Origin of the sequence: Priestia sp. 179-F W1.4 NHS, from assembly GCF_045369295.1 — a bacterium.
Taxonomy (GTDB): Bacteria; Bacillota; Bacilli; order Bacillales; family Bacillaceae_H; genus Priestia; species Priestia zanthoxyli.
Genome location: NZ_JBIQFF010000027.1, coordinates 1 through 12560 on the forward strand (window position 1 = coordinate 1; position 12560 = coordinate 12560).

Consider the following 12560-nt stretch of genomic DNA (forward strand, 5'->3'; position numbering starts at 1 on the left):
CCTTTAGCAGATGTTAAAGAATTATAGGCTTTAACTTTGAAAGGTAAATTTTTCTCTAGGTTCTTTGAAATATTGTTTCCCATTTGAGTGTCATTATTAACTAACCCAACTTTTAATTGGTCTACACGGTCTGTAACACCATCATAGGCAGTCATCCATACACAGAAAAAGATTAGTGAAAAAGCAAAAGCTGTTGCAATTCCAATATAAGTCTCGCGGTGCTTAAAGAAATTTTTAAAAGTTCTCATCATTATACACTCCTTGTTATTTAACTACCTAAAGCAAGTGTTCACTTGCTTTTGTTACAAAAAATATTAGGGGGTTAACCCCCTAGAGAAAAGTTGAATACTGTATTTTAGAAAATTTTCCTTTGAATCAGAAAATGAATTTTTACTAAAGCGAGAATTAGAGAGAAAGTAACCAAAATTCATCCAAATAAAGTTCATGGCTTGAGCTTCCATGTTGGTTTCAATGAGTTTACCTCTCTTGTACATTTCAGTAAAATATGAAACCAACTCGTCTTTCAACTGATTAGGAATTAATGCAATAGCTTCACTGAGCTCTGGAAACATTCGAGCTTCTTGTAAACTAATAAAAATTAGATTTCTCATTTTCTCATTCTCAATATATTGATGATAACCATCTGAGATTACTAACAAATCATGTTCTAAGTTCCATGTAATTTCCTCATGCATTAATTTGTTTAATACAATATTACGCGATATATAACTTATTGATTTTTCCATTATCTTCTTTTTACTTCCAAAATTTCTAAAAATAGTTGTTTCGTTTACACCTGCTAATTCTGCAACGGCACGTGTCGTTGTTCCTTTATATCCTTGAGTACTGAATAGTTCTAAAAACGCTTCTATAATACGATCTGATGTGTCTTTCATTTTGTTCATATTCAACCTACCCTTGAAAAAGTTTTAAAAACAGTAAATGCAAGCGATCACTTGCTTTATAGCATAAATTACCAAATTAAAATTGTCAATATATTTTTTGGTAATTTATTTAATTTTGATTAAGTGCAATTAGTTAATATTTCTTCTACCTAGAAGCTACATTATGGTAACTAACTATGTATAAGATATACAGCTTAGAAAACGAAAAACCAACCTCTGAGTCCTAAAGATTAGTTTTTCTGTAACATAATTTTTTTTTGATGAGATTCCGTTCATATTAAGTAGCTTGCTCAATTCTTTGGTTGTTATGCATCTCTTTAACCAATAATGATTAGCATGTTCGTCATTTATAAAAACCTGCATACCTCATAATAGTAATCTTTCTTATCCCCTTGTGCGTGAGCTGTACGAAAAGAAATTCCTTTTTTCTATGTTCCAAAAGAGTGATTATGGTAACTAAAGCTTTACTACAATGTTCTCCAAACAGAAGTTGTCTATTGTTTAAGTTTACCAATATAAATTTCAAAACCGTCTAAGGTTCTATTTTATTTTCGAAACAATAATGCCTACAATCATAATAAAAAACCCCAATGCTGTTTTCCAAGTAGGAACTTCTTTAAAAAATAGATAACCCATCAATACTGAAATCACTATCTCTATTCCTTTAGATGTAACTAAAACAAACGTTAGATTCTGAATCGCCTTAAATCCAAATTTGATGCCGTATCCGATAAGCATATTGGCTATTAAAAATAGTGGGAAGGCAAAAAGTTGATACTTTAAAGTCGTCCAAAAGGCCGGATCAATATGCTTACTTTGATACGAAAATAACAGGTTTATTAGAAATAAACCAGAAAATAAAAAGGTAGCACCATAAAAATAACTCATACGTATACACTCTCATCATAATCATATTTGTTAGTAGTTTACCCAACAAATGTTTCTTTATGCTATAAAAATTGCCTTAGGTAAAAGTGGTAGCCTTGATACAAAAAACTATGCTCCTTAAATAATAGTTAGGAGGTCATTTCTTATAAATGATCTTGAAAAATTAGGTTATAATCTAACGGGCTTCTTTGGAAATTGACTATCATCAGATTAAAAACAAGAAAAGCCCTCAAATTATGAGGACTTCTCTTGCCTATGAAATAAGAAATGGAATTTTCATTCGCATCTACAAAACGTATTGTAACATGTATTAGGTATAAAAAATGAGCTATTCAGACTCTTAAAAAGGTATTCTAGGATTTTAATTGGGTTTAACAAGAAAAAATGTTGTTATATAGTGAAAATCTAGTTATCGTTAAATAAAAAAGAAACAACATAGAGAAATAGGTGATTAGATAATTGCAAAGATATATATAACAGCACTTTAAGAAAGGCTTTACTTGTAGATATAGAGGCAGCAAGAGAACTTATGATCAAAGTGGGGTTAGAGGAAGGGTTTGCTAGCCGCAATACCATTATAATCAGTCAATTTGTTGATCAACTGTTAAACCAATTAGAAAAAGTCACTTCAAATGATTAGTTTTAGTTTTAAATAAAAAGAATAAAAGCAACCTCATTCTCTAATGGCATTTGGAGTGAGGTTGCTTTTTAAGGTAACTCTATAACTGTAGATAAATAGTAACATATTTTTTCTATATAGACTATATTTTTCCGTACGAGCATATGTATAAAAGACAGCTTTTTTATACCTTCTTTTTTATCTATTCCTCTGAGAAAGCCTTTTATATCAAGGATGTATAAAAAGCTGCATAATTCATAATAGGAATCTTTTTAAAACCCTTACTCCCATGAGGGTTCTTTTTTGATGGGTGATTATGTAAATTATATAAATTATATTTGTATATCTTATACAGCCTAAAAAGAGAAAAAACTACTGAACAGGGATCAGTAGCTTTCTAACGAACCATGTTGCGAACTCAAGAAGTAGTGAGGATTTCCAAATAGAAGCTTCACAGCATCAGGTGTAGTTTGTTCAAGTTAGTAAGAACTTATGTGTAGAAAAGAGAAAAAACCCCTGTGCCTATTCAGGAGTTTTTAAAAGGTCATGCTAGGTGAGATGATGCTCTCCATCATCTTGAGTAGTTTGCTTAACATAGTCAGTAACTATACATAATAAAAAAGGTCTACTGGGGATCTCAGTAGACTTTCTTTTAGTTCATTTATAAAACCGCGAAGTTAATTTTACTTTTTCTTATAAGAATATGTACGTTTCTTCTCTTTATAACCTGTATCAACATATAAAACCAGTTGAAAGAGTGGTTCTTTTACTGGCTTTATACGAGGTGTATTCATTTAATGGATTATAGCATCATAGATAGTTTAAGCAAATGCATTTTGTATTATAAATATTAGTTCTTAACTATTGATAATTTTCATCTGTTATAGCACCAGGAAAGGCTAATCTTCTTTTGTGACCAAACTTTCAAAAGTAGATAGAAAATATCCTAACTCTTTAAGATATATTCAGGGTGTTTTCGTTTTGATCATACTGATTATATTGATACATCAATACGTCATACTTAATTATATTTTTAGGCTGAAGGCTTTTCTAAAGACTTATTGCTCGGTGCAAACCAACCAAGTAGAGCAATACCAACTAATACTCCATAGAAGATTAATGTCCAAATAGTACTATGGGGAAAATGGGGGTCTAAGACACCAATATCCTTATGAGCAAGAGTAATAACAGCAAGTTTAACGCCTACCCAAGCGACAATGGCATATGCTGTAGTTTCTAAGGCAGGACGCTTTTCGAGTAGTTTCACAAACCAGGTTGCTGCAAACTTAATCAAGATAAGACCTGCAATTCCTCCCAAAACTACAACTGCAAATTGTCCCGCATCCATACCACCAATTTCCCCAAACGGTGAATCTGGAAGGCCGAGGGCTATAGCTACTGCAGCTAAAATGGAATCAATCGCAAAAGCCAAATCAGCTAACGCAATTTTTCCTACTGTCGGCCAGAATCCTTTTCCTGCAGACTCTTTTTCATCTTCATGATGAACACCTTCATTGCGTTTTCCAAATCGGTTCTTAAGGACATGTTTTAAACCTAAATACAGAAGATAAGCTGCTCCCACTGCCTGTATCCACCATACATTAGCGATAAATGAAATAGCGAAAAGAGCACCAAATCGAAAAATAAATGCCATAAGAATTCCATAATTAATTGCTTTTTTCTTCTGATTATCCGGTAAATGTTTAGCTATAACTGCTAGTACAAGAGCATTGTCAGCTGATAATAAACCTTCTAAACCAATTAGAATTAACAATGCCCAAGCGTATTCGATCCAGATAGAGTCCATCTATTTTCCTCCTTTCCAATTATAATTCATTATGTTAAAGAATTTGCTTACATTAGAATGACCATCTATATGAACAGTAATCCTAGAGAAAGGAACTTTCATTATTTTAACACTAATTCTCTAAATAATATTTATTAAAATGTAAATATTCAGAAGTTGTTTGTGCAACTTTGCTAATACTTCTTTTGAATATCATAAACACTTTTAGCCCCTCCATAATTACCGCATTTTCAGTGAAACAAAGCCAAGTTACTACAATAGCGTTCTGAGAGAGCTAAATTGTATATATGTGAAATACATGTAAATAATAACATTACTTATATAGAACTGGGGATTCCAATATGAAGATGTTAATAAAATTAAAATTATATGTTCTTGGGCTGTTCCTGCTAGTTAGCTTTATTTGTACTGGTATCTTAGTTAAAATGGGCAAGTTTAGTGAATTTGACAAATGGTTATCATCTCTTATCCATCATAAACGATCTTCTTACTTAACGCCTATAATGAAATTTTTTGATTTTATTGGATCAACTTACTTTGTTATTGTAATCTGTCTTGCAATTTTATTTTACCTTTATTTTGTAACTAAACGTCGTTTGGCTTCTGTTCTATTTGTTGTTGCCATGACAGGAGAAAGACTACTTAGCGAGGGTCTAAAATATTTATTTAGCCGTTCACGACCAGATGGATTTCATTTAGTAGAGGTAGATAAACATAGCTTTCCTAGTCAACATGCCATGAATTCCTTTGTTCTTTACGGTATACTTCTATTTCTGTTATGGACACATTTAAAGAGCAATAAAATAAAGGTTCTACTTTCCTTACTAGCAATCATTCTTATCTTAGTAATGGGATTCAGTCGTATTTATCTAGGTGTACACCATCCAAGCGATATTTTAGGCGGATACCTTATTAGTGCGCTTTGGCTCATAATTATAATGATATATACAGGTCATTACAAAGAAAAGAACAAAATGTCTAACTAATTAATGTTAATTTGGTGACATCAAGGTCTCATACAAAGGTGGTAGTTAACAAAAGATTAATTATGATTATTATTGTTTCTATGGTATAAAACGCCTCCGGTTTTAGAATCGTAATTTCGTTTGGTTTTTTAAATAATAGGCAATATAAATAGAAACAAAGAAAAAGGAGAAATAATCTATATGAATAAAAAAATGGTAATGGTTTGTGTTTCATTAGCAGGTGCTTTAGCTACAGGTTCTCTTGTAGGATGCTCTAATCAAAATGATTCATCTCAAAATGCGTCACAAAGTAAGAATAGCTCTTCTGAAAATAAATCAAATTTACAACAGTACTCTAAAGATCCGGATAGTAAACAGCAAGGTGAAGATTTTGATTTAATAGGGACGCTAGACAAAGAAACGAATGATGAGTTGACACTTGTTATCGATGGTAAAAAAGTAAAGATACCTAAGAGTAAGTCGTTTGAAAAAGAAAAAGATACACCTAAGGATATTGAGGGAAAACAAGTAAACGTAGAAATTGATGCTAAAAATAACAATGCAGAAAGTTTAGAGTTAACTCCTCAAGCAAAAGCAGATTCAAATGGTATATACGAAAAAGATGTTGATGGAGAGTATAGCATAATTGGGAAATTAATTAATGAAACGGATAATGATGTAACAATAGAAGTGTCTAGTGGAAAAAAGAATTATAAAAAATCTAAAGACTTTGAGCAAGATGACGACAATACGTCTGGAGATAGTAAAAATAAAGTTGTACGATTAGAATTAAAGAAGAATGATGAAGTTGAAAGTCTCGAGGTAGATCCAGAGGATCAATAAATGGAATAGAGAATTTTAAGTAGCTTATTTGTTTTATCTATAATATATGTATGTTTTTTTCTTTTTGAAAAGGGTAAGAATCAAATAAGATCATGTTAATTCTTAGAGTTAACATATTTCCCCTTTTTTAAATTATTTCGTTGGATTTAGGCGCCATAATAGGCGTCCTTTTTTTTGTCCAAAAAAGGCAATCTACTACGTTTTCATGAATATAGATAAGAGAATAATAAAGAAAGGTAAGGTATGAATGATAAGAAAGTTATCTATTCCTATTTTAACTTTAGTGATATTATGGACAATTATTCTTTGTCTAGAAAAGCAAGTTATGGTCGCCTGTTTTCTATGGATCGTTTATAGCGCCTTGCAGTTTTTTCGAAAGGAATAATTTTTATCTTCTAAATAAGATTTTTAGGAAAGTATATGAATAATACATAAGAGGATTTCTAATAGACCTTTGAATCCTTTAGCAATACTACAAACTTAACCTCCTTCCATAAACAAAAGACACTGGCTCTTAACCAGTGTCTTTTGTTTATAATTTTATTCTCAATAATTTTTATAGAAATGTCATTCATGTAAATTATTAGACACTTCTCAGTTCCCTTGGATCTGTTACTTTGTGCTTGTATTTCTTTTCAAATTTATTAAACATGGATATATTCGCCAGTACTCCTACAGCAAACATAAGCAAGGTAAGAGAAGAACCACCGTAACTGACAAATGGTAACGTTACACCTGTGATAGGAAGAATTCCCGTTACTGCTCCCAGGTTAACGAATGCTTGAATGCCAATCATGACTGAGATACCGATAGCTAACAAAGCACCAAAAGGATCACTGCATCTTTTAGCTATTTTTAAACCTTGTAAAATAATAAAAAATAGCAACCCCAATACCAGCAGTACTCCCCAGAAACCTAACTCCTCAGCAATAACCGCCATAATAAAATCAGTGTGAGATTCCGGTAGGTAACCAGCTTTTTGGACACCTTGTCCTAACCCTTGCCCTGTTAATCCCCCAGTTCCTATAGCCAAGTAAGAATTGACCAGTTGATACCCGTTCCCTTGTTGATTTTCAAACGGATGTAGATAACCAGTAAAACGAGCTAAACGAACAGGAGAAAACACAGTATCAATATGTCCCGTTATTAATAAAATAACTAACATAATAATGATCCCTACTATTCCTAGTAAGGCAATCTTTAGCATTGATTTTACTGAAATACCTGAACATAAAACAATAGCCGCAACTGTCCCTAAAATAAGTAAAATCCCACCGTAATCGGGTTGCAAAGCAATTAAGAAACAAATAAACAATACAACAAAGGTAGGTGGAATAATAGCGCGCTTTAGATCATTGATATACTCTTGTTTATTTGCAAAAACAGCCGATAAATATACAATGATTGTTAGTTTCGTAAATTCTAATGGTTGTATTCGAATCGGGCCCAGTATAAGCCAACTTTGTGCATTTCCCGCGGTATGTCCAAAAATAAGGACCAAAGCAAGAAGTGTAATCACTGTTATTAATAAGATTTTTAATACTTTTTTTTCTCGATAGATTTTATAAGGAATAAAGGCAGCAACACAGAAAAAGAAGAAGCCTGCTATCAGAGCAAGTTTTTGCTTTTGATAAAAATAATCCCCTTCAACACCGTAACGACTAACCGCCGTTACCATACTAGCACTGTAAACCATGACTAAACCGATGAGGCTTAGAACAATTAAGGCCACAATAAATTTGTAATCATAACATTTTACTATTTTCTTAAACATAAAAACTCCTCGTTCCTTGCAAGTGTAAGAATCTTATTTTTATCATAAAACAAAAATTCTTAGTAGATTATATAGAGTAAAAAGAACACTCAATAGTATAATAACAGTTCCCCGTGCTTTGTTCTTTCCTACGATATAATCATTTATACCATGTAAGAGAAAAGATACTGAAACCATAAGAACGGCTATATTGTACCAGTAATCGCTGTCAAATAGCCAGGCTATACTCATACAAATCAGCAATACAATCAACGTTGCATTTCGAATTCGATTATCAATAAAAATTTGTGCATATTTCATAAAAATCTCCCACTACTATTTCTTTTATTACATATCGTTACGTTTTATTCTTTCCTCTCCGTCTCACCTTATTAATTTATACACTTCTTAGACGTTCCTATTTTTAAGATTAATAATCCTCTTTCTTCCAAAAAGTTAGGACATATAGAATGTTTTAGTATATAATAAGTTGTTTTGTATGTTTTAATTATAAACATTAGGATAAGGAAAACAATAAAAAGCGAATCCTTTCTTTTTTATGCTATTCGTTATTATACAGCTACATTGATTTTAGTACTTTTTGTACCTAATTAAAATATGAAGAGAGACTTATTTAGCTTACACTTAAACGTGAGAAATAAGGAGAATTACTATGTCATTGACTACTACAGAACATTTCTTTCATTTCTTAATACTGGACATCATCCTTAGTTTCCTCCTTCTGTGTATTATTATTTTTATAGATAAATATTTTGGAAAAAATAAAGATACAAGGGAAGAAAAGAGAAGAAAATACCAGAAAGATTTTATTACCTTGTTAGCAGTTGGATTAATCGTTTATTTTATGTAACATACTATAATGTATAGAAACATTAATCACATGGAGGAGCAGTAGTATGATTCGAACAATCGCTATTACACAAGATCTACACGTCAAAGAAGATATACCCCTTGATCACTTGTCTGATCCTTCAATTAAGTGGTTCTGGGTAGACCTTGCCTCTCCATCTGAGGAAGAAGCAAAAGTGTTAGAGTCGTTTTTCCACTTTCACCCTCTAGCTATCGAAGATTGTCTTCACTTATTACAACGTCCTAAACTTGATTATTATGAGGGTTACAGCTTTTTAGTTCTTCATTATTTAAACAGCAACACGTTAGATGTTGAAGAAGTAGACTTATTTATTGGAGAAAATTATTTAGTGACCTTTCACTTTAAACCGGTAATCAGTATTAAAACAGTACAACAACGTCTTTTACAGTATCATAGTGGATTCAATAAAGGTGTGTCTTATATTGCTTATGCGGTTCTAGACCAATTAGTGGATGATTACTTCCCAATTGTGTATGAAATTGAGGATAAATTAAATGAAATTGAAAGCAGAGATGTCAAAAGATCAATTGCTTTATTAATGAATGATGTTTTTGATATCCGAAGTGATTTATTAAAGCTTAGAAAAACCATTCTTCCTATGCGTGATCTGCTATATCGAATTATTAATTCTGAACGTTTATATATACCTGCGGAGCAGAAAGCCTATTTCAATGACATTTATGATCACTTAATAAAATTAACAAGCATGGTGGAAGCCAATCGAGATATGACATCAGATATGAGAGATAATTACCTTTCACTTAACGCTAATCGGATGAACTCCATTATGATGACATTAACAATTATCTCCTCTATTTTCATCCCCCTTACCTTTGTCGTAGGGTTATATGGGATGAACTTTGATCATATGCCTGAACTTCACTGGCACTACGGATATTATATTGTTTTAGGAGTTATGGTTTTAATAACCATCGGTATGATTCTCTGGTTTAAACGAAAAGGCTGGTTCAATGTCAGTAAGTAGGAAGAGCTGGAAGGAAGCCTTTCTAATAATTTTTTAAAATAAAAAGCTGCCATCTACGATTTGCTACTGCTTTTTCATTATGCTAGTATGTACTCAATGGTTACCAATTTACTTACTTTATACGTTAATTTATAAAGTGGAAATTGAGACAAAAAACGCCTCTCTTAGAGAGGTGTTTTTTGTCTTTATTATATATATCCTCACCATTTCCTACGTCTGTTCGAAGAGAATGACTACATAAATATGTATGTTGAAAATTATGTCTTAAAGAGAACAAATAGAAAACTACCTCGAATTATGATGTAGCTTATAAGGGAACTTAATATAAAATTTATTTCACAATAAATCATAATGAATTTTTGCTATAAATACTATCTTTTCCATTTAAAGCATATGAATAAAATGTGCACTTTTTATTCACCTGTTTGTCACTCAGTCCGAGGCCAAACGTTGATAAATGAAGGATGTATAAAAGGTTGCATAATTCATAATAGTAATCTCTCTTAAACTCCTTGTGGCTCAAGGAGTTCTTTTTGGTGTGTGTTCTGGAAGAGACATTATGGTAACTAGATATGTATGAAATATACACGTCGTTTTTTACTACAACATGATACACTGGGGAAAAAGAGAAAGAAGTGATTGAATTGAAGATTAAAACATATATGTTAAACGCCTTCACTAAAAATACAAAAGGTGGGAATCCAGCTGGGGTTGTTTTAGACACAAAGGATCTTACAATAAAAGATATGCAAGCTATTGCAAAAAAACTAAATTTCTCCGAAACTGCATTTGTACTTCCTTCTATAAATTCAGATTACGAAATTAGGTATTTTACACCAAATGAAGAAGTTGCCATATGTGGACATGCTACAATTGCTACTTTTTCCTTATTAGCTCAGATGAAAGAAATAAATTCAAGGACATATACAATAAAGACTAAAGCAGGAATGCTTAACGTAAAGATTGACGAAAATAAAATGATATATTTACAACAAAATCTTCCTGATTTCTTTACAACACTTCCCTGTAAAGAAATTACTGATTCTTTAAATCTAGATGAAGAACAACTAATACCTGATATGCCTATTCAAATCGTATCTACAGGTTTACACGATATTATTATACCTGTTAGAAAACTTTCAGACCTGCTAAAGACTATTCCTGATATGAAGAAGATCGCTGAAATAAGTAAGAAACATAATGTAACTGGATATCATGTATTTACACTGGAAACACTACATAATTCTACAGCTCATTGCAGAAACTTTGCACCTCTGTTTGATATACCAGAGGAAAGTGCCACTGGTACATCAAATGCAGCACTAGCATGTTATTTAATAAAACAAAATAAAGAATTTAAAAAACATAGTACATTCACTTTTGAGCAAGGATATGTAATGAATAAACCTTCAGAGATTGTTGTAAATATATCAACTAATTTTAATAATATTACAGATGTTCATGTAGGAGGCTTTGCTTCTAATTTTCAACAAAAATATATTGTTATTTAAGTTAAGAAAAATAACTGCTGCTAACCTGTTTTATGTTAACTACAAAGCGAAAAAGCTATCTTTGGGGGAAATAGCTTTTTCTACTGATAAATAAAATTAGATTTTAAGTGAAGTCCTACAAGACTTCTCCAGTAGTTTGCTCAACTTAATACACTTTATTCTTATACAACATATCCATTGCTTTTTCTAGAAGTAAAATGTCTTCCCTCATCATTACTTTCATATCCTCGAGATCAAGTTGAATATATTCTTCTTTTAAACGTTCTAATTCCCTCACGAACAGAGATCCAGTATAGTACCCGTAATTTGTCTCCAATGCATATCTCCTTTGTGTACTATTAATATATGTAGTTCCCTTTTATTCAGGTTAACAACCAATTAAAGGGAACTTCACAAAAAAGAAACCTTTTCGCATATTAGGCAGAGGTCTTTCGGATTTATTGGAATAGTCGGAATACGTTATTAGTCGGGCTTCACATTAAAATGAGCTATAGAACTCCCACACAAGTATCGCTTTCATTTTCTTCTCAGCGTCCATTCACACAATTCGGTTTACGGCTTTTTCTTATTAGTTCTACTGCTAAAAGAAAAAGTGGGAAGAACAATCCATATGTGACGGAATAGGAAAGCCATGTAGAATTTATAAAGTGAATTAAATACATACTACTGGGGATGCAAATAAACGATAAAGCAAATAAAAAAATACCTATGGGGAATGTAACTATTCGATAATCTTGTACCTTTATAAGTTGAGCAATACCTTGAGCAGATACAAAGAAACAAATTGTTACTTTAAAAAATAAACTAATGAACCAAATAACAGCCATTATCACTTCAACATGTGAAAAAAAGTTGAATTCTAAAGTTTGACCTAACAGGTAGCTTGGATAAAATTCCATTTTAAGAGTACTTAACCCAAACACTAATAACGATAATAAAGAAATAATGACTAATAATGTGACTCCTATAGTGATACCTTTTATATAAGCTTTAGTTGCTTGATCTTTCTCTCTAATATGAGGGAAAATGACAATTAGGATAACACTTTCAAATATATAAGATGCTAAAGAAATATTTCCTTTAAATATTGTGTGTATGCCCCCCTCAAAAAAAGGCTGCATATTTTCAAATTTAGCATTGGGTAAATTGAGACATACCAGTAGAAAGAAAAAAACACAAAACCAAGGAAAGAGTATTTCCGCAGCACGTGACAATGTCTCAAGTCCAAGACGAGCTCCAATAATAACTACAAGTAAAAATACCATAATAATAGCTTCTAGGGGTGTCTCAGGCATAATGACTGTGACCATAAAGGAACCCATTTCGAAAATCATTAAGATAACATCAACCATCACATACAAAAGAAATAAAAGGAAAAGAACTCTCCCTAGC

11 protein-coding genes and 1 pseudogene are annotated in these 12560 nt (G+C 31.8%); 5 read left to right on the forward strand and 7 right to left on the reverse strand.

Translation table 11 applies throughout. The features are described 5' to 3' along the window. From ACH0CI_RS27320 to ACH0CI_RS27330, 3 genes and pseudogenes are all read right to left on the reverse strand, one after another. A pseudogene (locus tag ACH0CI_RS27320) lies at window positions 1-248 on the reverse strand (YhgE/Pip domain-containing protein); the annotation flags it as partial. Between the two features lie 66 nt (window positions 249-314). Further along, on the reverse strand, window positions 315-905 hold the full coding sequence (locus ACH0CI_RS27325; protein WP_098197715.1) for a TetR/AcrR family transcriptional regulator: 591 nt from the start codon (window positions 903-905) through the stop codon (window positions 315-317). Between the two features lie 540 nt (window positions 906-1445). Further along, window positions 1446-1793, reverse strand: coding sequence for a hypothetical protein (locus ACH0CI_RS27330; protein WP_310878829.1), 348 nt, complete (start codon window positions 1791-1793; stop codon window positions 1446-1448). 529 nt (window positions 1794-2322) lie between these two features. On the opposite strand from ACH0CI_RS27330, the gene ACH0CI_RS27335 reads away from it, so the two are divergent. Further along, on the forward strand, window positions 2323-2433 hold the full coding sequence (locus tag ACH0CI_RS27335) for a Spo0E family sporulation regulatory protein-aspartic acid phosphatase (RefSeq protein ID WP_406902566.1): 111 nt from the start codon (window positions 2323-2325) through the stop codon (window positions 2431-2433). Window positions 2434-3445: 1012 nt separating this feature from the next. Here the strand turns inward: ACH0CI_RS27335 and ACH0CI_RS27340 are convergent. Continuing rightward, on the reverse strand, window positions 3446-4219 hold the full coding sequence (locus tag ACH0CI_RS27340) for a TerC family protein (protein WP_406902567.1): 774 nt from the start codon (window positions 4217-4219) through the stop codon (window positions 3446-3448). A 341-nt stretch (window positions 4220-4560) separates the two neighbouring features. Here ACH0CI_RS27340 and ACH0CI_RS27345 point away from each other — a divergent pair, with 341 nt between their 5' ends. Together ACH0CI_RS27345 and ACH0CI_RS27350 are read left to right on the forward strand one after the other, a co-directional pair. Continuing rightward, complete coding sequence (locus tag ACH0CI_RS27345) at window positions 4561-5205, forward strand: phosphatase PAP2 family protein (RefSeq protein WP_406902568.1); 645 nt, start codon at window positions 4561-4563, stop codon at window positions 5203-5205. Between the two features lie 180 nt (window positions 5206-5385). Continuing rightward, window positions 5386-6027 (forward strand): hypothetical protein, encoded by a 642-nt coding sequence (locus ACH0CI_RS27350; RefSeq protein ID WP_406902569.1) that lies wholly within the window; start codon window positions 5386-5388, stop codon window positions 6025-6027. Window positions 6028-6610: 583 nt separating this feature from the next. Here ACH0CI_RS27350 and ftsW read toward each other — a convergent pair. Next, the gene (gene ftsW, locus ACH0CI_RS27355; RefSeq protein ID WP_406902570.1) at window positions 6611-7801 is read right to left on the reverse strand and encodes a putative lipid II flippase FtsW; all 1191 of its coding nucleotides are present in this window, start codon (window positions 7799-7801) and stop codon (window positions 6611-6613) included. An 896-nt stretch (window positions 7802-8697) separates the two neighbouring features. Here ftsW and corA point away from each other — a divergent pair. Beyond that, window positions 8698-9657 carry a magnesium/cobalt transporter CorA gene (corA, locus tag ACH0CI_RS27360; RefSeq protein ID WP_406902571.1) on the forward strand — a complete coding sequence of 320 codons (960 nt, stop codon included), beginning with the start codon at window positions 8698-8700 and terminating at the stop codon, window positions 9655-9657. 635 nt (window positions 9658-10292) lie between these two features. Continuing rightward, window positions 10293-11168, forward strand: a complete 876-nt coding sequence (locus ACH0CI_RS27365) for a PhzF family phenazine biosynthesis protein (protein WP_406902573.1) — start codon at window positions 10293-10295, stop codon at window positions 11166-11168. A gap of 145 nt (window positions 11169-11313) precedes the next feature. On the opposite strand, the gene ACH0CI_RS27370 is transcribed toward ACH0CI_RS27365, so the two are convergent. Continuing rightward, window positions 11314-11484: a hypothetical protein gene (locus ACH0CI_RS27370; protein ID WP_176551795.1), complete on the reverse strand. Its 171-nt coding sequence runs from the start codon at window positions 11482-11484 to the stop codon at window positions 11314-11316. Window positions 11485-11695: 211 nt separating this feature from the next. Beyond that, on the reverse strand, window positions 11696-12560 hold an 865-nt coding region (locus ACH0CI_RS27375; RefSeq protein ID WP_406902574.1), incomplete at its 5' end, for a GerAB/ArcD/ProY family transporter.